Genomic DNA, 23,970 nt, shown 5'->3' with positions numbered 1-23,970 from the left:
TACGGAAAGCGGTCAACAAGAACATTGCCATGTTTGCAAAACCTTTGCTATAAGGGATTTGAACGTTTTCCGGATGTAAATATACGTTCAGATATGAACGGGAACTGTTCAAAAGCGGACAATTGGAGGATCATTTTGGCCATTCATGCTGAAATCCAGTCCCGGTTCACTATTTTTACGCCCCTAAAGTGAACAAATTGACCAGGCCCATACTCGTTATAAAATTCGGAACGGCTTCCATCACCCGTGAAAACGGGGAGCTGGATGAGTCCGTTGTGGCAGATATCGCCAGGCAGGTATCTGAAGTGCATCAGGATTACAATATTGTGCTGGTGTCTTCCGGCGCTGTGGCAGCCGGGAAAAAATATCTGAAAGATTACGGGGGTACCATCAGTGAGCGCAAAGCCGCTGCTGCCATCGGTAATCCGCTGCTGCTGAGCCGTTACGCCCATTACTTTGCAGGATACGGCATTCCCGTAGCGCAGAGCCTTTGCGAGCGCCAGCATTTTTCCAACAGGAACCAGTTCCTGCAGTTGAAGAAAACATATGAGGAACTATGGGACAGCGGTATCATTCCCATTGCCAACGAAAATGATGTGGTGAGCGACCTGGAGTTGAAATTTTCGGATAATGATGAACTGGCCACGCTGATCGCCGTGGGATTCGGCGCCTCCCTGCTGCTGTTCAGCACATCGGTAGCCGGCGTGCTGGATAAGGAAGGAAAGGTCGTTCCGCAGATCGATGTGATCGATGAGCAGGCCCTTGGGCTGGCGGATACGAAGAAATCTTCCCTCGGTTTGGGCGGCATGGTATCGAAGCTCACCTTCGCGCGCCTGGCCACAAGAATGGGCATTAAAGTGGTGATATTCGGCATCCGTACGCCCGAAGGCATCCGGTTGGCCATTGAAGGGAAAACCGGTACGCTTTGCCTGCCGTTACCCTGCAGCATGCCGGCCAGAAAGAAATGGCTGGCCAGCGGAAGCCTGGTGACCGGCCGCATACAGGTAGATGCCGGGGCTGGACAGGCGCTGCGGAAAAGGCACAGCCTGCTGGCAGTAGGTGTTAAGGCTGTGCAGGAGAAGTTCGAATGCGGGGAAGTATTCGAAATTGTGGATGAACAGCAGACGGTGATTGCCGTGGCCCGTGCCAAAGTATCATCCGATGCATTGGCCGCTGCCGGTAAAACGCAAAATATGGAAGTGGCGCATGCCGATGATATTGTGTTGTTGTAATTAAACAGAACTGAACGTTATGGAATCGATATTACCCTTGCTGGAAAAAGCGCAGTTAGCCACCCGCGGGATCAAATCCCTGCCGGATGCGGAAAAGCAATCCCTGCTGAAGGCATTGGGGAAAAAGCTTGTTGCGCAAACGGATGCGATCATTACGGAGAACAGGAAGGACCTGGACAGGATGCCGGATACGGACCCGAAGAAAGATCGTCTCCTGTTGAACACAGCGCGTATTCTTGCCCTGGCGCAGAGCCTGGAGGACATTGCATTGCTGCCTGATCCGTCCAACCAGGTGATATCGGAAAAAAGACTGGACAACGGCTTGTTGGTGCGCAAGCAAACCGTTCCGCTCGGCGTAGTAGGCGTTATCTATGAATCCCGTCCCAATGTAACGGTAGATGTGGCCGCGCTTTGCATCCGCTCCGGCAATGCCTGCGTGCTGAGAGGCGGTACCGATGCCTTTTACACCAATACCATGCTCGTCAGCATCATCCGTGAAGCCCTGCAGGAAGCAGGAAGCGATCCCGAAGCCGTGCAGCTGCTGCCCACGGACCGCGCGTTTATAGCGGAAATGCTCACGGCCGTAAAATACATCGACATACTCATCCCCAGAGGTTCCCAGCAGCTGATCGAATATGTACGGGAAAACTCCCGTGTGCCGGTGATCGAAACCGGAGCAGGGGTTTGCCACACTTATGTGGAAAGCACGGCCGATCTGGCTATGGCGGCGGGTATCGTGACCAATGCCAAGGTCTCCCGCCCCTCTGTCTGCAATGCGCTGGACACGGTGCTGGTAGACCGCGCTGTGGCAAAGGATTTCCTGCCACTGCTAGCGCCGTCCCTCGCGGCGCATGATGTGGAGATATTTGCCGAGGAAACGGCATACCCCATTCTTGAAGCAGCAGGATATCCCATGCTGTCCAGGGCAAAACCGGAAGATTTCGGCCGGGAGTTCCTGGATTTCAAATGTTCCGTAAAAGTGGTGGACAATGCGGAAGAAGCGCTGGAGCATATCCGCCGTTTTTCATCCCGGCATTCTGAAGCCATTATTACCAATGATAAAGCGCTTACCGAAAGGTTCCTGAATGAAGTGGATGCCGCCGCCGTATATGTCAACGTGTCCACGCGGTTCACGGATGGCGGGGTATTCGGACTGGGCGCGGAGATCGGTATTTCTACCCAGAAGCTGCATGCCCGCGGGCCTTTTGCGCTGGAAAAGCTGGTGACGGAAAAATGGGTGGTATACGGCGATGGGCAGATCAGGGAGTGATCTGTATGTTTAAGGATGTTTCAGCGGATGTGTCAACAGCGCGCGATCACGTCTTCACTGAAGCCGCTCATTGCCCGGCAAACACCCCGTCCATCGCTTCCTCTTCCGGTAAATTGAACTGGTCGGGCAAATGCACATTGTTGATCTCCTCAAACACGTCACCGTTCTCATAACCTACAGATACGGTAACCGTAAGTACCTGGCGCGCGGGGCCTTTGAACGTGCCTTTAACCGGACTGCAGTCCGCAAAATCCCTTCCAACGGAAAGTTTTACATGTTTGTTGGTAACCCATACGTTGTTGGTAGGGTCAATACCCGCCCAGCCGTATTCCGGTATCAGGGCTTCCACCCAGGCATGCGTTGCGCCTTGGCCGCGCATCCCGTCTTTATTCGGACAAATATACCCGCTTACGTAACGGGCGGGGACGTGGTAACACCGGAGTATCTGGAGCATCAGGTGGGCAAAGTCCTGGCAAACGCCGGAACGGTGCTGCAGTATCTCATCCACCGTGGTTTCAATATTGGTGATGCCTTTGATGTATTTGAAATTTTTGTAGATGTATTCGCTGCAATATTCCACTACAGCGGCTACGCTCACATATTGCGGCGGGATGGTGCTGATGATCCGGTCTATTTCGGGCTGGGACCTGATCCTGTCCGGTGTAGCCAGTTCTATGAGATACAGGTTGTCTTCCATTTCTTTTTTCAGCTGTCCGAAACCGGTGTGGAAGTTGATGTCCAGCTGCGTAGTGGCCGTTGTTCTCACCACCAGTTTACTTTCGATGGACATGACCTTGTGGGCGGGCAGCAGGTTGAAACTGCCGGTCTTGTTTCCCCAGTAATCCGTAAAGGTCTGCACATCAGGTTGGCCGGTGATGAGCATATCATGCTGCAGTGTTTCCTGTCCGCGGCACTGGTAGGGGAATATTTTTATTTCGTTCATGCTCTCGCTGACCGGCCTGTCGTATTCGTATTTGGTAATATGGTGGATCTTGAATGTAGGCATAATTGTAAGCTTAGGCGTAAGAAAAAAAATGCTGTGTCAGCTGTTTGGTGAACTGCAAGAGGTCCAGCCGGATTTCTTCCAGGAACTGTTGCAGAGTTTGCGGGTTGAGCGATTCCATGTCCTTGTACCGCACTTTGCTGTACAGCCGTCCGAAGCAGCGGAGCAATGCAGCATTGTTTTCGGAGCTGTTGCCGCTGGCTACTTCCTTCAGGTGCCTTTCTATCCGGCTGAGGGAGTACAGTACGGAGTGCGGGAATTCTTCGTTGAACAGCACCTGGTGCAGCACGTTGTAATTATAGTTGGAAGAACCGTATGTTTTCAGGTGCAGCTCATAACCGGAGAGGGACATCAGCAGGTAACGCCACTGCATGATATCCTTCACTTCATCATAGTTATATTGGATCAGCTGGTATTGTTTGTTGATCAATACAATAGCTTCCAGGCATCTTTCTATGTACTTGCCGAGGTTCATAAAGCTCCATCCCGTGCCGCGCGCCATGGTAATGTGGGTGATGCCGTTGTATAATACGCTGTGCCTTGTGAAGAGGTCCAGCACTTCCATGGCCTGATCGCCGGTCAGGCGGTTGCTGATGCCGGGCTGGTTCATCAGATGGTAGACGGAGTTTACTTCTTCCCATACTTCTTTGGTGATATGGTCCTGCACCCCGCGGGCGTTTTCCCTGGCGCGGTGGAGGATCATTTTCAGGGAGTTGGTATTTTCTGTATCTGAAATGAGTTTGCAGTACGAGCCCCGTATTGCTTTCTATAACGGCGATCTCTTCTTCCGGCATGGTGCTGAACATTTCCAGCACAGGCTTCCAGGTGGGATTGCCGCTCACGTCTTTATCGAAGGAAAGGATATAATGTGTGTGGAAACCACGCGCAACATGCCGTCTGCGCGCTCCATATATCGATTTAACCAGAAGAGGGAATCTGCGATTCTGCTGAGCATAAGTATCTGTTTCTTGTTAAAAGTCCACCACCCAGGTGTCTTTACTGCCGCCGCCCTGAGAGGAATTGACCACCAGGGAGCCTTTGCGCAGGGCAACGCGGGTTAAGCCGCCCGGAACGATCTGCACGCCTCTTGGGCCGTAGAGTGCGTACGGGCGAAGGTCAACATGCCGGGGTTGAAACATGCCGTCTATGAAACAGGGGGAGGTGGAGAGTTTGATGATCGGTTGGGCGATGAAGCTGCGCGGGTCTTTTTCGATCTCTGCCCTGGCTTTGCCCCATTCTTCCTCCGGCACGCTGTTGCCCATGATCATGCCGTATCCGCCGGACTGGTTGGTGCGTTTGATCACCATCTTCCCGATGTTCCGGAATACATGCTCCCGGGCTTCCTGGTCACCCAGTTCATAAGTGGGAACGTTGGAGAGCACAGGCTCTTCATTGAGATAATATTTTATCATGGCCGGAACATAGGCGTACACCGCCTTGTCGTCTGCCACGCCGTTGCCGAGCGCATTTACAATGGATACGTTGCCCTTCCGGTAAGCGCTCATCAGTCCCGATACCCCCAGTGCGCTGTCCGGCCGGAATGTCAGCGGGTCGATGTAATCATCATCGATCCGGCGGTAGATCACATGTACCTGTTTCAGACCGTTGGTGGTTTTCATATATACCTTATGGTTATCCACCACCAGGTCCCGGCCTTCTACCAGGGAAATGCCCATCTGGCGGGCAAGGAATGCATGTTCGTAATAAGCGGAGTTGTAAATGCCCGGCGTCAGCAGCACCACCGTGGGGTTGGATATCTGCGTGGAAGCCATCTGCAAAAGTATTTCATGCAGCAGCAGGGGATAGTTGCTCACCCTGCGCACATGATTGGTCACCAGCAGGTCGGGGAAAATGCGCTTGGTCACTTCCCGGTTCTCCAGCATGTAACTAACGCCGGAGGGCGTACGAAGGTTGTCTTCCAGTACGTAGAACAGCCCGTCCTCGCCCCGTATCAGGTCGATTCCCGAGATGTGCACATAAATGTCATGCGGTACGCGGATGCCAAATACATGGCGGTTGTAATGCGGGCAGGAGGCGATCAGCGATGCGGGGACCACCTTGTCTTTGATGATCTGCTGATCTGAATATATATCTTTCAGGAACAGGTTCAGTGCTTTCAGCCGCTGGGCGATCCCCCGTTCCACCACATCCCATTCGCTGCCGGTGATGATGCGGGGAATGATGTCAAAAGGAAAAATGCGTTCTATGCCGGTATTGTCGCTGTAAACGGTGAAGGTAATGCCCTGGTTCATGAACAATTCGCCGGCGAGCTTGTCTTTCTCCTGGAGGGCGGAAAGCTCCAGCTGTTTTAATGAGGCAAACACTTTACTGTAATGGTGGCGGATATCCCGCGTATCGTACATCTCGTCCCAAATGCCATCTGTTATACTGTATTCATCCAGTAAAGCGGTCAGACTCATAACACAGAAATTTTATTAATATAAAAAGTGGGAACAATGGATGAAAAATTTTGGTTGATACATGGCTAATTCTTCGGTAAAATACAAAAATGTTGTTTGTATGAATGATCTATTGTTGTATTTGTGATATATATTTTCATTGATAATATGATGTAATGCCTTGGGAGATCATTAAGAGGAGGTATTGTTGGAAGTATTTTAAAGAGCAGGGAACTTGTGTGTGTAAAAACAGCCTTCATGAGATTTGCGGATAAAATTCCCGGATAAAAGGAGGGCGTTGTCAAAAGTAATTTTGATTCTCAAACTCATCAAATTACTGCTGAAACACCCCCCTCATTCCGGATATCCGTTCGCTTACGCGCTGTATTTTTTAAAGATGGAGCTGGCGGTATGCCCTCCAAAACCGAAAGTATTATTCAGTGCATAATGCACCGGCTGATGCAGTGATTTGCCAAGCACGATCTGCAGGCTTGCGGGAATGTTCTCATCCAGGTTGACCGTATTGATGGTAGCGGGGATGATATCATGTTTTACGGCCATTACGCTGATGATGCTTTCAATGGCGCCTGCGGCGCCGAGGAGATGGCCGGTCATGGACTTGGTAGCGCTCACGGGAACGGATACATCACCGAAGGCTGCTTTGATACCATTGAGTTCCCCGATATCACCCAGCGGGGTGGAAGTAGCATGTGCATTGACGTAGCTGATCTGCTCCGGTTTTATCTGGGCATCGGCCATGGCTTTGGTAATGCCGAGGTAAGCGCCCAGGCCGTCCGGCGGTGTGCCGGTGAGGTGGAATGCATCTGCGGCCATACCGCCGCCCACGATCTCCGCATGTATCCTGGCCCCTCTTTTAACGGCGTGCTCATATTCCTCCAGTATCAGGGCGCCGGCGCCTTCGCCGATCACAAAGCCGTCCCTGTCCTTGTCAAATGGACGGGATGCCTGTTGTGGCGCTTCGTTGCGTTTGGATAAAGCCTGGGAGGCATTGAACCCGCCGATGGAAGATGCCGTGATGGGCGCTTCCGAGCCACCGGCTACCATGACCAGAGCCTTGCCCAGCCGGATAGTATCGAACGCATTAATGATGGCCGTATTGGAAGAAGCGCATGCTGATACGGTACAATAGTTCGGGCCGTGCAGCTGGTGGCGTATGGATATTACGCCTGCGGCAATATCCGCGATCATCTTCGGGATAAAGAAAGGATTGAAGCGGGGTGTGCCGTCGCCGGCATAAAAATCCCTCACTTCCGCTTCGAAGGTGCCGATGCCGCCATTGCCGGAAGCCCATATCACCCCCACCTCATAACGCTCACTGGCTTCCATCGTTGTGAAATCAAGCCCCGAATCCCGGATAGCCTCATCACTGGCAGCGATAGCATACTGCGTAAAAAGGTCATATTTCTTTATATCCTTTTTCGGAATATAGTCCTCTGCATTAAAGCCATTTACCTCACAGCCGAATTGCGTCTTGAATTTCGTTGTATCAAATTTGGTCAGAGGCCCTGCACCACTTTTGCCCGCTACAATGTTTTCCCAGAAGGTATCGACAGAATTTCCCAATGGTGTAATGGCCCCCAGGCCTGTAATAACAACTCGTTTCATCTTTTTCATGGATTGTACCGATAAATGTACCGAACGGCAAAGGTATATTCAAATTTTTTTTTCATTGTTAATGAATGCTGCTGTTCATGGCCAGTAAAGCTTCTGCGGGGGCTGAACGGGAAAGCTGATAAATATCGGCTGTTTGCCCGACATGTATCTCATAAACCCCGGTTTGCAATGCCTGCAGCAATTCCGCTGCAACAACGCCGGCGGGGATACCGTGCTCACCACCGATTGCCCTGGAAAATTCCGTATTCACCAGCGGGGGCATCAATTCAAATACCTTCACGGGACTGCCTGCCAGCGAGAGGCGTAATGACTGGGTATAGGAATGCAGCGCCGCCTTGCTGCCGGAATAAGTAGGAACGCCGGAGGACGGTACAAAGGCCACGATGGAAGATACGTTCACAATAGCGGCTTCCGCTGCCTGCTGCAGCACCGGCAGCAGCTTTTCAGTGAGGTGGATCACGGAGAAGTAGTTGGTCAGCATCTCGTCTTTTGCCTTTTCCGCCGCCAGGGAACCGGCGGACAAGGTATAGGCGTATGCCGTGCCGGCATTGTTGATGAGGATGTTAAGCTCCGGGAAGTCCCGCTGCACCCGGTCTGTCAACTGCTGTACATCTGCTTCGCTGTTCACGTCGCAAACGATGGCCGTTACATTTTCCAGCTCTGCCGCCGCAGCCTGCAGCCGTTCTGCATTGCGGCCGGTGATGATCACCCGGTTGCCGTTTGCCACGAATAAACGGGCCATCGCAAGGCCAATACCCGCGCTGCCGCCTGTTATCAATACCGTGTTGTTCGTTGTTTTCATGTTTTTGTTTTTTATATAATGATAATATACCGATCGGTATATTTTTAAGCAAAAAAAATCAGCCGGGATATTTGACCATGTTTTCAACGGAAGCCATGATCAGTTTGTGATAGGCCGGCTTGCCGGTCAGTTTCGATATCATCATGGCGCCTTCAATAGTGGCAATAATGGTCAGCGCCAGCTGCTCCGCATGAACAGTGGGGGAGATATCCTGCTGTTTTATCCCTGTTTCGATCAGCTGTACGAGCATCTTCTTCCAGTTGTGGATCGCATCCGCGGCCTTTTTCCGGAGTGCGGGATGCGTGTCATCCGCTTCCACGGCTGTGTTCAGAATGGGACAGCCACCATGCAGCGGCTGTTTCAGAAAATTGTTATATACGGCTATGAATACCGCCAGCTTTTCCCGGATGGTGTTTTTCTGTTCCATCTCCCTCCGCACCGTCTGCATCACTTGCTGAAGATTGTAGTCGAATGCCGCAAGCGCTACCTCATCCTTATTTGCAAAATGCCCGTAAATACTGCCTTTAGTAAGGCCGGTCGCCTCCGTCATATCGGACAGGGAAGTTCCGGCGTAGCCCTTCACGTTGAAGATGGGCGCCGTTTTTTCTATAATGAACTGCCTTGTTTTTTCTCCTTTGTTCATATGGATGGGTGACTTTGCGATACAAAAATATACCAATCGGTATTATTTACAAAATATTTCTTTGATGCTATTTTGCTCCTGTTCCCATGACGGGATGGATGGTTGTTGCAGCACCCAATTGACCGTATGAACGCCGGTTGCAGCATTCAACTGACCGGATGGATGGCTGTTGCAGCATCCAATTGACCGTATGAACGCCTGTTGCAGCATCCAACTGACCGTATGAACACCTGTTACAGCATCAACCCTCCTTCAATGATCCGATGGTTGACCGCAACTGCCGTATCCTTTTCGCCCACATCCTGACCAGGATCCATCCCTGTATGACAAGCACAACGATCAAACCGGCCAGTAGCAAATATTTCGCAGCATTAAAAGTTATCGTGGCGCAGAAGAAAAGCAGCAGGCAGACCGCTGTAGTGATCCTGGATGTTACGGATATAACGGCGAAACGTTGTAAAGACGAAAGTGCCTTTTCCAGCGCCTGCCGCAGGTTATCGCCCGCGATCTTCCTGCGGGCCAGCCGGTAGCCGGTGATGCTGTGGACGATGGCGAACAGCAGCGCGCCCGCCAGTAGCAGGTTGAGGTAGAATGGCCTCCTGTCGCCGTCAAAGAAGTCGTAATACACCAGGAGGATGGCGCTGAAGGCCACGATCTCGATGATCATTTGCCTGCGTATGCTTTTCAGCACGGGATGCCTGTTTTCCTGCAGCATGGCGCGCAGCGGCGCTTGTGCGGTTTTGTCTGTCTGTATGCCTTTCCAGGCGGCTTTTAACTGGTCCATTTTTGTAGTTTTACTTTGATCCTGTTGAGTTTCACCCCAACATAATTTTCACTGATGCCGGTGATCTCCGCGATCTCCTGGTAGCTGAGGTCTTCCAGGTAGAGCGTGATCAACGCCTTGTCCGCATCCTCCAGCTTTTTCAGTGCTTCCATCAGTTGTTCCGCTTCCATGCTTTGTTCCGGCTGGTGTTCAGGCCGGTCGGGCAGTATTTCCGGGTAGAAGACGGGAGGCCTTTTCTTCCGGAAATCAAGTAGGGCTGTGCTCAGGGCAATGCGGTACATCCAGGTGCTGAATTTCGAACGGCCTTCGAAAGACGGAGCGGCTTTCCACAACTGCAGCACCATCTCCTGGAACAGGTCTTCCCGGTCTTCCTTCGAATCCCTGTACAACCTGCATATTTTGTGAAGGATATGCTGATGCTGATCGATCTGCTGAATGAATTGCAATTCGTCCATCGTTATTGTTTATCAAAATGAAGGGTTTCGCCCCGTGCTTCTGCATCCAGCCCCTTGTCTTTAAAGATAAGCCGCACGTTTACCTTTTTGCCGTAAAATTCATGGCGGCTTTTGGGATATATCGCAAAAGGAGGGCGGTTGCCCATTTTTGCATACAGCTGGTTCCCCTGCTGCAGGATGTGCAGTTCCTGTCCTTCCCGTACATAAACACCGGTGAATGCATTCAATTGTTCGTCTTCCAGCCGGAAAACCGGTTCTTCAACGGGCATGTCAAACGGCAATCCCAGTACGATCTTTTCTATGTCAGCCAGCATTTCATTTACCGGCAGCACAGATACATTCGAGAGCAGCACGATGGAGAGCTTTTCCTGCTCGTATATGGCGGAGATCGCGGAGCAGCCGAAAGTGCCGCCGCCATGCCAGTACATCTTCCGCCCGGGATTAACATACCAGCCGTAGCCATAGCCGAGTTTCCCGTTGTGGACGGAAAAGAGCTGCTGTCTTGCCGAAGCGCCCCAATGCCGGTCATCCAGCAGGCTGCTGTTCCACAACTGAAGGTCTGCGGCCGTGGAATAGAGGTCCCCGGAGCCTTTCATCAGCGACTGGTCCCGGTAAGGCGCCATGATCAGGCTGTCCCCCAGCTGGTGGTAACCTGATGTCATTCCCGGTATGATCCGGATGCCGGTGAGAACGCCGGTATGCTGCATGTTCAGCGGCTGCAGTATCTTTTCCCGCAGCAGCGCAGCATAAGGCTTGCCGTATAGGCTTTCCAGTATGTCGGCCAGCAGGAAGTAGCCTGGACTGGAATACCCGTTATCCGCCGAGGGCTGCATGCGAAAGATCGCCTGCAGCGCCTGTTCCCTGCCCAGTGCCAGGCGGGAGGTTGATGTCCGGTAACCGGCAATGCCTTCGTTGTGCGGAATGCCGGAGGTATGTGCCAGTAGCTGCCGGATCGTTATAGCCCGCCATTGCGGGCCTTGCAGCGAAGGGTAGAAGGAGGCCAGGGAATCTCCGGGCTGCAGTTTCCCTTCTTCCATGGCCAGCACCGTCAACATGGCGGTGAATTGCTTGCTGACCGATGCTATCCGGAAAGTTGCATCGGGGAGAAGCGGTACGTTCAGCTCCCTCGAGGCCAGGCCTTTTGTTACCACGTACAAAGGGTGTTGATGCCGGTACACCATCAGCACGCCGCTGAACCCGATCCGGTCCTGCTGTATTTCCATATAGCGCTCCAGCGTTGCCCCGATGCCGGGGGAGGACCGGGGCTGGCTCATCGCCTTGTTTGCCAGGGTTCCTGTCAAAAGGAACAATAAGATCATTTTGTACATACCTGGTTAGTTGCAGAAAGCTGTCAAAACTTACAGGCCAGCCGTAAAAAATGTAATTTTGCGCTACGCTATGGATATCAGCATTAACAAATACATCAGTGATACCGGCTTCTGCAGCCGCAGGGAGGCCGATAAATATATTGAACAGGGACGGGTGACGATCAATGATAACATCGCTTCCAAAGGGAACCGGGTACAGGACGGGGATGTGGTGGAGGTGGACGGGGAGCCGCTGAAGAAGAAGAAAGCCGCCGTTTATATCGCGCTCAACAAGCCGAAGGGCATCACCTGCACAACGGATCAAAAGGACAAGTCCAATATCATCGACTATATTAACCATTCGTCCCGCATATTTCCGGTGGGGCGGCTGGACAAGCTGTCCGAAGGCCTGATCTTCCTCACCAATGACGGTGATATTGTGAACAAGATCCTCCGGGCCGGCAACCAGCATGAAAAGGAATATGTGGTGACGGTGGATAAGCCGCTGACGGTAGAGTTCATCAAGACCATGCGCAGCGGCGTGCGTATTCTCGGCGTGTACACGAAGAAATGCTTTGTACAGCAGGAGGGCAGCCATCGTTTCCGGATCATACTCACACAGGGGCTTAACCGCCAGATACGCCGGATGTGCGAGGCGCTGGGCTACAAAGTGGAGGCACTGAAGCGCACCCGTATCATGAACTTCACGTTGAAAGACCTGCCCGCCGGCAAATGGCGTTATTTTACCAAAGAGGAGGTAGCAGCGATCTCCACGATGGTCGCCAATAGCAGCAAAACAGAAAAAGGCGGCGGTAGTGAGGGAATGGACGAATAGTATCAGGCGAGCTTCAACAGCTGCGGCAGTTCATGCATATTGTAAAACACGGTGGCGCCTTCGCTTTCCAGCTCTTTTGCATTATGTTCCTTCGCATAGCCGAAAACAGTGAACCCGCCTCTCACTCCGGCCGTAATACCGGCCTTGCTGTCTTCTATCACTACGCACCGTTCCGGTGAGAACCCCATTTCCCTGGCAGCATGAAGGAAAATGCCGGGGTCCGGTTTCCAGCTTTCAATATCATAGGCGCTGAATATCCTGTCTTCAAAATACCCGATCAGCCCCGTAAGGGTCAGATTGAGCCTTATTTTGTCCACCGGGCCGCTGGAAGCCACGCAAAAGGGGATGGTGAGGGAATCCAGCAGGGCCCTGATACCCTCTACGGGCTCTACTTCCTCCTGGAAAACTTCAAACGAGCGCTCCCGGAACCGTTGTTCCAGGTCATCGGGAAAGGTTTGTCCGGTACGGGTTTGCAGCATATCGATCACTTCTTTCAGGCGGCGGCCGGCAAATTCCAGCACAGCATCTTCTTCTTTCATATCCACGCCATAAGGAGCGGTCATTTCCAGTAATAGCCGGATGCCGATGACCTCACTGTCCACCAGCACACCATCACAGTCGAAAATGATACAATCAGGTTTTCGCATATAGAGATTTAGAGGTTCCGGTTCCAAGTATAATAAAAAGTATAGTAAACATTTATTATTTTTCGCAACTGATGATTTTCTTTATTGACCACTCTACGGTATTTATATGATCAAGCTCCCACGTTGCTGTTTCCTGCTCGTTTTTTTTGCTGCCGGCGCTTTTGCACAGGGACCGGTAGATCCGGCCCTGCTCAGCGGCCATTGGCCGTCCCGCTGGATCGCCGCGGCGGATGCACCAGCAAAGGAATATGGCCTCTATCATTTCAGGAAATCCTTTGAGCTGCCCTCAAAGCCTGGGCGGTTCATCGTGCATGTCACCGGCGATAACCGTTACCGTTTATTCGTGAACGGTAGTCCCGTTTGCAGCGGCCCCGCGCGGGGTGACCTGTATAACTGGTATTTCGAGACGGTAGATATCGCCCCGTATCTCCGCGAAGGCCGGAATGTGGTGGCGGCGCTGGTCTGGAATATGGGTGCGCACGCCGCCGTTGCGCAGATATCCAATATGACCGGCTTTGTGCTGCAGGGAGATACGGAAGCGGAAAAGATCATCAATACAGACCGAAATTGGAAAGTATATAACGATAGCGCCTACACGCCCTGCTCCCTGGACAATGGCGCGCGCCTCCGCAGCTACATGGTCATCGGCCCGGGGGATGAGGTGAACGGCAGCGCTTATCCCTGGGGATGGGAGCAACCGGGGTATGACGACAGGCACTGGAAGAACGTACGCGAGATCACCAGTCCCGTTACCGCGGGATATGGCACAGACAACCTGTGGACGCTGGTGCCCAGGACCATTCCCCTGATGGAAGAAAGCCTGCAGCGGATGTCCGCGGTACGGCGCGCCGGTATCAAAGTGCCGGAGGGTTTCCTGCAAGGCAGGCAGCCGCTGACCATTCCGGCCAATCAGACTGTCAGCATCCTGGTAGACCAGGCTTTTAATACCGTCGCTTATCCGCAATTGCTGGTGAGCAAAGGCGCCGGCAGCAGCATCCGGCTCACTTATGCGGAAGCGCTGTTCAAAAACGGGAAGAAAGGGCACCGGGATGAGATCGACGGCATGGAGATTGCCGGCAACTACGATATTTTTCACCCGGACGGCGGATCGCAGCGGATGTTCCGGCCATTATGGTTCCGGACCTTTCGCTATCTGCAGCTGGATATCACTACCGGCGGGGAGCCGCTGGTGATCGATGATCTTTATGGGATGTACACGGGGTATCCGTTTGAGGAAAAGGCGTCTTTCCGCAGTAATGACCCCGGATTGCAGGATATCTGGGAAGTGGGCTGGCGTACTGCCCGGCTTTGTGCGGGAGAGACTTATTTCGATTGCCCGTACTATGAGCAGCTGCAATATGAAGGGGACACGCGCATACAGGCGCTCATCAGCCTGTATGTTACGGGGGATGACCGGCTGGTGCGCAAGGCGATCCACGATTTTTACTGTTCCCGTGTTCCCGAAGGGCTCACGCAGGGGCGTTACCCCAGCAACCGTCTGCAGGTGATCGCCCCGTTCTCTTTATACTGGGTGTCCATGATCTATGATTACTGGATGCACCGCCGGGATGATGCTTTCATCACGCAATACCTCAGCGCCGCCCGCGGAGTGCTGGACTGGTATGAAAGCCGGATCGACAAAGCAACGGGTATGCTGGGGCCGATGCGCTGGTGGAATTTTACGGACTGGAACGATGCTTTCCCCAATGGCGTGCCGGATGGCGCCGATGACGGGAATTCCTCAATTATCAGCCTGCACTTTGCCTATACCCTGCAACAGGCCGCCGCGCTTTTTGACGCCTACCGGCAGCCCGTACTGGCCGCACATTACCGGGAACTTGCCGGGAAACTGACAACCGCTACTTACCGGCACTGTTATGATCACGAAAAAGGAGCAATGGCCAATACGCCGGAAAAACGGACCTTTAGCCAGCATGCCGGCATCATGGCCGTGCTGTCCGGCGCCATTCCCGCCGCGGAGGAAAAAGCCTTCCTGCAAAGGGTGATCGACGATCCGCGGCTCAGCAAAGCCACCATATATTACCGCTTTTACCTCATGCTGGCCTTGAAGAAAACAGGCATGGGCGATCGTTATTATGAGCAGCTCACGCCCTGGCGGGACATGCTGAAGATAGGGCTGACCACCTTTGCCGAGAAGGAAGAGCCTACGCGTTCCGACTGCCATGCCTGGAGCGCCAGCCCGAATTACGACTTTCTCGCCACGATCTGCGGCATCATGCCGGGAAGCCCCGGGTTCGCATCCGTGCTGGTGGAGCCGGCAATGGGGACGTTGACCGAAGCGGAAGGAAAGATGCCGCTGCCGGAAGGCGAAGTAACGGTATCGCTTAAACGAAAGAAGAACAATGGCGTAACCGCCGTTATCATCCTGCCCGGCAGTCTGAAAGGCGAGTTCAGATGGAACGGTAAAACCATTCCGCTGCGCTCCGGCAGGCAGGAGATCAATTTATAAATCAAACAGCAACATCGATATGAAAAAATTCCTGGCAGTTCTATTATTAGCTGCATCCTCGCTGCAGGCGCAGGATACTTCCTGGCAGGCCGTGCCCGGCAAGATCACTTCTCCCTGGAGCGAACAGGTAACACCGGATTCCGTATTATCCGAATATCCCCGTCCGCAATTCGTACGGGATAACTGGATGAACCTTAACGGTCTGTGGAACTACGCCATTACCTCCCGGAAAGCGCATGAACCGGGGGAGTACCAGGGCAAGATACTGGTGCCATTCGCCATTGAGTCCGCCTTGTCCGGCGTCGGGAAAACGGTGGGTAAGAACAATCTGCTCTGGTATCAGCATACTTTCACCCTGCCTTCTTCCATGAAAGGGAAGAAAGTGCTGCTGCATTTCGGCGCGGTGGACTGGCAGGCGGAAGTGTATGTCAACGGGAAACTGGCCGGCAGCCACAAAGGCGGGTTTGATCCTTTTTCTTTTGATATCACCACGCTGCTTGGCAAAAAAAATAAAGCACAGGAGATCGTGGTGCGCGTATGGGACCCTACCGATGAAGGCCCCCAACCCCGCGGCAAACAGGTGAGAAAGCCGGAAGGTATCTGGTACACCCCGGTAACAGGCATCTGGCAGACCGTATGGCTGGAAGCCGTTCCGCCTACCTACATCGTGGATGCCAGACAAACGCCCGATATCGATAACCGCACCATTACCGTTGCCACTACCGTACAGGGGCCGATGGCGGATGATAAAATAAAGATCTCCGCCTGGGACGGCGAGAATATGGTATCCGAAGAAGTGGTGGAGCCGGGTGCTACCGCTGTGCTGAAGATCAATGAGCCCAAACTCTGGTCGCCGGAAAGCCCCTTCCTCTACGATCTTAAAATGACCCTGGTGAGAAAGAACAAAGTGGTGGATGAGGTGCAGAGCTATTTTGCCATGCGCAAAACATCCATCGGCAGGGATGATAAAGGTGTACTGAGAATGCTGCTCAATAACAAATTCGTGTTCCAGTACGGCCCGCTGGACCAGGGCTGGTGGCCTGACGGGCTATACACTGCGCCAACGGACGAAGCCCTGAAATTCGATGTGGAAAAAACAAAGGAAATGGGCTTCAATATGATCCGCAAGCACATCAAAGTGGAGCCGGCGCGCTGGTATTATCATTGCGACAGGCTGGGCATGCTGGTATGGCAGGATATGCCGAGCGGGGACCTGGGCAACCGCTGGGAGCCGCGCCCCGGTATTGTGGGCCGCGGTACGGAACAGCAACGCAGCAAAGAATCCGAACGGTCTTACCGCGAGGAATGGAACGCTATCATCGATGCCCTGTACAATTATCCCTGCATTGTGGTATGGGTGCCTTTCAACGAAGCCTGGGGCCAGTTCAAAACGGCGGAGATCACGGAATGGACAATGCAGAAAGATACCACCAGGCTGGTGAACAGCGCCAGCGGCGGCAACTTTGTGCAGACAGGGCATATCATCGACCTGCACAACTATCCTGACCCCGTTATGCCTGATCCCGCCATTTACGGCAGCAAACAGGCTATTGTGCTGGGAGAGTTCGGCGGACTTGGATTGCCCGTAGATGGTCATGTGTGGCAGCAGAAAGATAACTGGGGATACCAGAGCTTCAAAACACCGGAAGAGCTGTTTAAAAGATATGAAGGAATGATCGAAAAAATGGAAGCGCTGATCCGGATAGGGCTATCCGCTGCCGTTTACACGCAGACGACCGATGTGGAGGTGGAAACGAATGGATTGATGACGTATGACCGGAAGGTGATCAAGAATCCCGTAGAGAAATTCGAAGCGGTGCACCGGAAGCTGTATGCGCCTTCGCTGGTGAACATTGTACCTTAAACCTGTTATTACTCCGGCATGGCGACATGCCCGGTATGATAAATGAACAGCGGCTGTCACAAAAGTGATCTGACGGGTATGTTACAACTGTAATTTCCTTCGTCGGATGTCCGGGTAAACCGGGTGTGCTTTTGAGTCAGCCGCTGTTGCGCTCACTGTATTTCGCTAATGAATTATTTCAGTTCCAGCATTACAACGGATTGCGGTGGCAGCAAGGCTGTCAGCTGATCGCCCTGCTTCCTGGCCCCGTCGAAAGCCTTGATCCTCACTTTGTCCGGCTGATCAAAAGTATTGACGTCCGTGAATTTTCCGGATGTGATCACACTGCCGCTCACCGTTTTCCATTTTACATCTTTCAGCGTGGTTTGCAGGCTGATCTTTTGGGTAGGGTGCATATTCACGATGGAAATATGCACGGCGCCGGTGGAATCCTGCGAAGCCGAAACGTTCAGTGCCGGTATGCTTTGGCCGCCGCTGGTGTAATCCGGACTGCTCAGTTGCACCGGAAGGTATTTTGCGTCGTGATGCGCCTTGTACAGATCGAATACATGGTAGGTGGGCGTCAGCAGCATTTTCTCTTTTTCGGTCAGTATCAGCGCCTGCAACACGTTCACCGTCTGCGCCAGGTTGGCGAGGCGTACCCGGTCGCTGTGATTGTTGAAGATATTCAGCGTTACGGCAGCGATCATGGCGTCGCGGAGGCTGTTCTGCTGGTAGAGGAAACCGGGATTGGTGCCGGGTTCCACGTTGGTCCAGATGCCCCATTCATCCACAGCCAGCGCCACTTTTTTCCGCGGATCGTATTTATCCATGATGGCGCTGTGTTTGGTAACAAGGGTATCCATGAACAGGCATTTCTGCATGGTAGTAAAATATTCCTGTTCATCGAAGCTGGTAGCCGATCCTTTGTCGCCCCATGATTTAGGTACAGTATAATAGTGAAGGGAGAGGCCCCACATCTGGTCGATGGGGATGTTCTTCATGCAGACTTCCGTCCAGTGATAATCCCCGGAATTGGCGCCACCGGCGATCTTTTTTAATGGAGCGCCGGGATAGTTCCGGGCAAAGGTGGCATACCGGCGATATTCGCCTGCATAATACTCAGCGGTCATATTGCCGCCGCATCCCCAGCTTTCGTTGCCCACACCCCAGAAAGCCACTTTCCATGAATCGGGATGGCCGTTCTGTTTTCTCAGTTCCGTCATGGGGCTGAGCCCGTTGAAGTTGAGGTATTCCACCCATTTGGACATTTCATCTACCGTGCCGCTGCCCACATTGGCGGAAACATAAGGTTCGCATTTCAGCAGTTCGCACAGTTCCAGGAATTCATGCGTGCCAAAGCTGTTATCCTCCGTAACGCCGCCCCAGTGCGTGTTGATCATCTTAGGCCTTTGATTGCGCGGGCCTATGCCGTCGCGCCAGTGATATTCATCCGCAAAGCAGCCACCGGGCCAGCGGAGATTGGGAATATTGATCTTTTTCAGCGCCTCTACCACATCCAGCCGGATGCGGTCTTTCTTCGGCACGTTCAGTTTTTCATCTACCCAGAAGCCGTCATAGATGCAGCGGCCCAGGTGTTCGGAAAAATGGCCGTAAATGTGACGGCTGATCTCATGTTTTGATGCGCTTTCCACTACCAGTCCGGCAGTCTGCTGCGCGGTTGCCGTTATCGTTGTCAGGAGTATAAGGGCAACGGGAAGGATCTTTTTCATCATGGAATTTGTGTTTATGGTGGAACCTTGCGCAATATAGAAAAATAATTGTCATTTTAACACTACTTTTCTAAATGAAGGTCTGAATACCGGAAAGGTTTTCCATGATGATCTTTGATGTGCATCCTTTTTTCCTTACAGGGTACGCATGTTCCGGGAGATAGAAAGATCGTGTAATATTGACATTAATTCAAGTACCCGGATGCACGTGCCCACCACTGCCATAGACCGGCTGCCGGGCTATGTGCTGCATATGCCACCGGATGAGCTTCACTCTGCTGCTACCGTTCATACCCTTTGCCGCCTCACAGACCGGAATACGGCATATGCGAAGGTACGACAGAACGGGGATGGCGCGAATGCAGCTAGATAAGTATCAGTTATCCGGCCCGTTCATCCAGTACGGACAGCGCTGGCTTGCCTGATTGTTGTATATTTATGCCCCGGCTTCGCAGGCCGGGCTAATTATATGAGTTACAACAAGATCAACAGCAAAATCAACAACGTTTTATGAGAAAGAAATTCCTGGTACTGGCGCTTGCAGTCACAAGCGCCTTTTCCTTTTGTAGTAACCCTGCCGCAGCCCAGAAAAAGGCCGCCTCAGCAGGGAAAGCCGCTTCTGCAACCGGCGAACTGTTGCCGATAGACCCGGATGTGAAAATAGGCAAGCTTCCCAACGGATTGACCTACTACATTCGCAAGAATGCCGAGCCGAGGAACAGGGCGGTACTGTATATGGCCCTGAAAGCAGGTTCTTTGATGGAAACCGATGCGCAGCAGGGCCTGGCCCATTTCGTGGAACATATGGCCTTTAACGGCACCAGGGATTTTCCAAAAAATGAACTGATCAATTATTTGCAGAAAGCAGGCGTAAAATTCGGGGCCGACCTGAATGCCTACACTTCTTTTGACCAGACGGTTTACCAGTTGCCGATCCCGACGGACAGCGCGGAGCTGTTCCGTAATGGCTTCAAAATACTGGCTAACTGGGCCGGGCTGGTAACGATGGAAGCTTCCGAGATCGAGGCAGAACGCGGTGTGATCGTGGAAGAAGACCGTCAACGCGGCAAAAACGCCCAGTCCCGCATGCAAAAAGAAATGCTGCCGGTGCTGCTCAAAGGCTCCCGGTATGCGGACCGCCTGCCCATCGGTCAGATCGATATCATCCAGAACTTCAAGCACGAAGAACTGAGGAATTTCTATAAGGACTGGTACCGTCCCAACCTGCAGGCAGTGATTGCCGTAGGCGACTTTGATCCTGCCGAGGTGGAAGCACTCATTAAAAAGAACTTCGGCCCGTTGAAGAATCCTGCCAATCCCAGGCCGCATCAGGCGTACGATCTGCCGGACAATAAAGAACCGCTGATCAGGAAAGTGACCGATGTGGAATTCCCTTATCACGTCGCGCTGGCCATCATCCGCCACAGGGCCAATATTCCCACCACCACGGTGGATGTACGCAAAAACCTTGTGGAGGGCATGATCAACACCATGATAGGCAGCCGTATCAATGAACTGAAGCAAAAAGGCACCGCGCCCTTTGTGGAAGGCCAGTTCTCTTACGGCGAATATCAGGGTGGCGTTGTACCGGGACTGAAAGCCGCGACCATAGTGGCCGTATCCAAAAGCCCGGAGGAACTCTCCGGCGCCTTCAAAGGCATGATGGCGGAAGTGGAAAGGATGGCGCAGTTCGGCTTTACTGCATCCGAGCTGGGCGTAGTGAAAAAGAACATGGAAGCCGGTAACGAAAAGAGTTTCCGCGAGAAGGACAAAACCTCCTCCAATTACTATGTACAGCAATACCTGCAGCACTTTATGCACGGAACAGCGATCCCCTCAGCTACCTATCGTTACGAACTGATGAAAAAGCTGATCAGCGGGATATCCCTGGAAGAAGTGAACCAGGCGGCGAAGGAAATGATCAGCGAGGAGAATGTGACTATCATTGTACAGGCCCCGGAAAAGAACAAAGACAAATTGCCTTCCGATGCGGAACTGCTGAACGCTATGCGTACTGCCGGCAAAGGTGTTACCGCTTATGTGGACAATGCTGTTAACAAACCGCTGCTGGAGACCAAACCGGTAGCCGGCAAAGTAGTGGCGGAAGAGAAAATAGAAAGCATCGGCGTTACCAAGCTGACATTATCCAACGGCGTAAAAGTGTACCTGAAACCATCGGAATTCAAAAACGACCAGATCATGTTCTCTTCCTTTGCAACAGGCGGCACTTCCCTCATTGAGGATAAGGACGTGCTGGCAATGGGATATGCCTCCAATATTGCCGGTGATGGCATCGGCGAGTTCGATAATTCACAGCTGCGAAAATTGTTGGCAGGCACTACCGCCAGCGTTTCCGCATACATTGGGGAATTATACCAGGGTTTCAGCGGCGGAACTTCCCCGCAAGACCTGGAAACCGCGCTGCAGCTCGTTTATGCATATGCTACTAACCCGCGTAAAGATCCGGTAGTGTTTAAAACCAACCTGGAGGACTACAAGGTCGTACTGTCAAATGCCAGCGTTTCTCCCGATGTTGTCTACAACGATACCGTAAATGGTGTATGGACCTCCTATAGCGAGCGCAAAAGAAAATTAAAGCCGGAAGATCTCGACAAGATCTCCCTGGATAAATCTTTCGGTTTCTATAAAGACCGCTTTTCAGATGCCAGCGGACAGACCTTTGTGTTTGTAGGCAATTTTGAAGTGGAAAAGATCAAACCGCTGCTGGAAACCTACATCGGTGGCCTGCCTTCTACAAACCGCAACGAGCAGTACATCGACCGTGGTGTGAAACCCCTCCAGGGCAAGGTGGAGAAAACAGTGCGAAAAGGCATTGAAGATAAAGCGACGGTGAAACTGGTCTTCCATGGCGACTACGATTACTCGCTAGATAACAACCTGCAGATGAACGCGCTCAAAGAGATACTGCAGATCAAGATACAGGAACGCCTCCGCGAGAAAGAAAGCGGTGTGTACAGCCCCGGCGTTAGTTTGTCTAACGGCAAGCTGCCGGAGCCTTATTACGCGTTCACCATTTCATTCAATTGTGCCGCGGCGAATGTGGAGAAGCTCATTGCCGCCACACTGGATGAAGTGGAAAAGATCAAAAAGGAAGGGGCCGAAGCTGACGACGTGGAAAAGTTCAAAGCGGAGACAAAACGTTCCCTGGAGGTAAGCCTGCGTCAGAACGATTTCTGGCTCAACTACCTGGCAGCGAAATTCAGGAACAATGAAGATCCGACCACTGTGCTGCAACAATCCGAGTACATGAAAAAGGTTACGCCTGCTTCCGTGAAAGCGGCCGCAGAGCGCTATCTGAGCGGTGAAAACTACTTCAGGGCCGTACTGGTGCCGGAGAAATAGCATTACATCATCTTTTAATAAGAAAGGAGCGTATCGGACTTTGATACGCTCCTTTTTTATAGCGGCTGATGTACCTTCAGCATCTCCACCTTTCAGACAGATCGCCGGCAAATATCTTTTTCAGAATTTCCGTATTTTGATCATGGAACGGCATTTAATTGAGTATCGGGCAGGTTTTGCAGTATGCTATGCTTCCCGCGTGAACCGCCGGCCGGTAAATGACACGAGATGAAAAAAACAATATGGGTGATCCTGATGATCGGCTGCTTTGTTCCGGTAATGGGGCAGGCCGGTAAAGGCATACAGTTCTTTAAAGGAAGCTGGCCGGAACTGGTAGCCGAAGCCGGGAAACAGCAAAAGATGATCTTTGTTGATGTGTACACGGACTGGTGCGGTCCCTGCAAGCAAATGGACAAGTTCGTGTTTCCGGAGGAAGAAGTAGGGAAAAGATACAATCCCGGTTTTATCAGTTATAAACTGAATGCGGAAAAGGGTGAAGGAATAAAGATCGCCGGCAATTTCAATATCCGTGCTTATCCGACTTTCCTGTATCTGGATAGTGAAGGTTACCTGATCATGAAGAAGATCGGGGAGACGGATGCTGCGGGATTAACCCGTCTGGCGGATTCAGCATTGCGGATAGCGGAGAAAAGCACGCTGGCCAACATGGAAAAATCTTTCCGCAACGGCAACCGCGAGCCGGCATTTCTCCGGCGTTACATCACCCGGCTTACACAACTGGACCAGGATAATACCCCTGCGCTGGATGAATATTTCAAAGCGCTGCCATACGCTGATCTGAAAAAGGAAGAAACACTGCTGTTCCTGGGCAATAATGTATTCAGTACGCAGAGCTGTTCATTTGTTTTTCTGATGGAACACTATCCCTCGTTAAGCCAGGCGGCAAAGGACCAGCTGCAGGACCGTCTGTATGCGCAGATCGTGGGCCGTTCCATCCCCAATGCCCTGACGCAGAAAAGATTTACGGAGTTCCAACCACTCCTGGCTTATACCGCTATGCTGAATCCGTTGAATGAGCCTCAGCAGGTGTACCTGGAAAGGCTGAAGCTGGTGTATTACGACCTGGTGAGGGACCAGGAGGAGGTAAAGAAAACCGCGTACCGGTGGGTAGCGCGGCTGGACCGCATCTCCAATGATTCCATTCAGGCGGAAGACGAGCGGCAGTACAAAAAGTTCATCACGCCTTATATGGACGGAACAAAAGATAGTACGATCCAGCCCGCCTTTCAGGAGGAAAGAGAGTTGGTGCGGACCGTATATTCCAGCCAGATCGCTTACAAGTACTATTACCCGGCATCGCTTTTTGCCTCGCTGCCGGATACGGATATCCCTGCCTTGCGCGATGCCCTGCAATGGGTCAGCAGGGCGCAGCAACTGGCGCCGGGGCAAAAGGTCTATACCGCGCTGGCGGAATCCTTGCGCAAAAGGCTGAAATGATCAAACTCCGCTGACCCCTACAGGCGCAGATCTGAGGCGGTTTTCGCCTTTGTTCTCCCTTACTGGCACAACCTTTGCATACAGCAGTTGT

General features: G+C 52.4%; 18 protein-coding genes and 1 pseudogene. 8 read left to right on the top strand and 11 right to left on the bottom strand.

All coding sequences use genetic code 11. The features are described 5' to 3' along the window. Positions 1-197: 197 nt before the first annotated feature. Together proB and FW415_RS19280 are read left to right on the top strand one after the other, a co-directional pair. A complete protein-coding gene (proB, locus tag FW415_RS19285) occupies positions 198-1,232 on the top strand; it encodes a glutamate 5-kinase (protein WP_148390004.1) in 1,035 nt (344 codons plus the stop codon). Between the two features lie 19 nt (positions 1,233-1,251). Next, complete coding sequence (locus tag FW415_RS19280) at positions 1,252-2,502, top strand: glutamate-5-semialdehyde dehydrogenase (RefSeq protein WP_148388304.1); 1,251 nt, start codon at positions 1,252-1,254, stop codon at positions 2,500-2,502. A gap of 67 nt (positions 2,503-2,569) precedes the next feature. Here FW415_RS19280 and FW415_RS19275 read toward each other — a convergent pair whose 3' ends face one another. From FW415_RS19275 to FW415_RS19230, 9 genes and pseudogenes are all read right to left on the bottom strand, one after another. Beyond that, on the bottom strand, positions 2,570-3,508 hold the full coding sequence (locus FW415_RS19275; RefSeq protein ID WP_148388302.1) for a transglutaminase family protein: 939 nt from the start codon (positions 3,506-3,508) through the stop codon (positions 2,570-2,572). Between the two features lie 10 nt (positions 3,509-3,518). After that, positions 3,519-4,460: pseudogene (locus tag FW415_RS19270) on the bottom strand (alpha-E domain-containing protein). A 16-nt stretch (positions 4,461-4,476) separates the two neighbouring features. Further along, entirely contained in the window at positions 4,477-5,925 is a 1,449-nt protein-coding gene (locus FW415_RS19260) for a circularly permuted type 2 ATP-grasp protein (protein ID WP_148388296.1), read from the bottom strand. Between the two features lie 354 nt (positions 5,926-6,279). After that, complete coding sequence (gene fabF, locus FW415_RS19255) at positions 6,280-7,530, bottom strand: beta-ketoacyl-ACP synthase II (protein WP_148388294.1); 1,251 nt, start codon at positions 7,528-7,530, stop codon at positions 6,280-6,282. A 67-nt stretch (positions 7,531-7,597) separates the two neighbouring features. Beyond that, positions 7,598-8,341: an SDR family oxidoreductase gene (locus tag FW415_RS19250; protein WP_148388292.1), complete on the bottom strand. Its 744-nt coding sequence runs from the start codon at positions 8,339-8,341 to the stop codon at positions 7,598-7,600. Positions 8,342-8,399: 58 nt separating this feature from the next. Next, entirely contained in the window at positions 8,400-8,984 is a 585-nt protein-coding gene (locus FW415_RS19245; protein ID WP_148388291.1) for a TetR/AcrR family transcriptional regulator, read from the bottom strand. Positions 8,985-9,225: 241 nt separating this feature from the next. Then, positions 9,226-9,768, bottom strand: a complete 543-nt coding sequence (locus FW415_RS19240) for a hypothetical protein (RefSeq protein WP_148388289.1) — start codon at positions 9,766-9,768, stop codon at positions 9,226-9,228. After that, positions 9,756-10,223 (bottom strand): RNA polymerase sigma factor, encoded by a 468-nt coding sequence (locus FW415_RS19235; RefSeq protein ID WP_148388286.1) that lies wholly within the window; start codon positions 10,221-10,223, stop codon positions 9,756-9,758. The genes FW415_RS19240 and FW415_RS19235 overlap by 13 nt, the downstream gene beginning before the upstream one ends. A gap of 2 nt (positions 10,224-10,225) precedes the next feature. Continuing rightward, a complete protein-coding gene (locus FW415_RS19230; protein WP_168208895.1) occupies positions 10,226-11,533 on the bottom strand; it encodes a serine hydrolase in 1,308 nt (435 codons plus the stop codon). Between the two features lie 88 nt (positions 11,534-11,621). Here FW415_RS19230 and rluF point away from each other — a divergent pair, with 88 nt between their 5' ends. Then, the gene (gene rluF, locus FW415_RS19225; RefSeq protein ID WP_148388282.1) at positions 11,622-12,365 is read left to right on the top strand and encodes a 23S rRNA pseudouridine(2604) synthase RluF; all 744 of its coding nucleotides are present in this window, start codon (positions 11,622-11,624) and stop codon (positions 12,363-12,365) included. Between the two features lie 2 nt (positions 12,366-12,367). Here the strand turns inward: rluF and FW415_RS19220 are convergent, their stop codons facing one another. Next, the gene (locus tag FW415_RS19220; protein WP_148388280.1) at positions 12,368-13,012 is read right to left on the bottom strand and encodes an HAD-IA family hydrolase; all 645 of its coding nucleotides are present in this window, start codon (positions 13,010-13,012) and stop codon (positions 12,368-12,370) included. Positions 13,013-13,118: 106 nt separating this feature from the next. On the opposite strand from FW415_RS19220, the gene FW415_RS19215 reads away from it, so the two are divergent. Then, entirely contained in the window at positions 13,119-15,482 is a 2,364-nt protein-coding gene (locus FW415_RS19215) for an alpha-L-rhamnosidase N-terminal domain-containing protein (RefSeq protein ID WP_148388278.1), read from the top strand. 19 nt (positions 15,483-15,501) lie between these two features. Further along, positions 15,502-17,346, top strand: a complete 1,845-nt coding sequence (locus FW415_RS19210; protein WP_148388276.1) for a glycoside hydrolase family 2 protein — start codon at positions 15,502-15,504, stop codon at positions 17,344-17,346. A 173-nt stretch (positions 17,347-17,519) separates the two neighbouring features. Here FW415_RS19210 and FW415_RS19205 read toward each other — a convergent pair whose 3' ends face one another. Then, a complete protein-coding gene (locus tag FW415_RS19205; RefSeq protein ID WP_246858811.1) occupies positions 17,520-19,061 on the bottom strand; it encodes an alpha-N-arabinofuranosidase in 1,542 nt (513 codons plus the stop codon). Positions 19,062-19,260: 199 nt separating this feature from the next. Between FW415_RS19205 and FW415_RS25055 the strand changes: the two genes are divergently transcribed. The 3 genes from FW415_RS25055 to FW415_RS19195 all read left to right on the top strand — a co-directional run bounded on the left by FW415_RS25055 (position 19,261) and on the right by FW415_RS19195 (position 23,879). Further along, positions 19,261-19,431: a hypothetical protein gene (locus tag FW415_RS25055; protein ID WP_168208894.1), complete on the top strand. Its 171-nt coding sequence runs from the start codon at positions 19,261-19,263 to the stop codon at positions 19,429-19,431. Positions 19,432-19,568: 137 nt separating this feature from the next. Further along, a complete protein-coding gene (locus tag FW415_RS19200; protein WP_148388274.1) occupies positions 19,569-22,421 on the top strand; it encodes a pitrilysin family protein in 2,853 nt (950 codons plus the stop codon). 228 nt (positions 22,422-22,649) lie between these two features. Then, on the top strand, positions 22,650-23,879 hold the full coding sequence (locus tag FW415_RS19195; protein WP_148388272.1) for a thioredoxin domain-containing protein: 1,230 nt from the start codon (positions 22,650-22,652) through the stop codon (positions 23,877-23,879). The last annotated feature ends 91 nt before the right edge of the window (positions 23,880-23,970 follow it).

The organism is Chitinophaga sp. XS-30 (assembly GCF_008086345.1).
Lineage (GTDB): Bacteria > Bacteroidota > Bacteroidia > Chitinophagales > Chitinophagaceae > Chitinophaga.
This window is presented reverse-complemented; position numbering and strand designations above follow the sequence as displayed.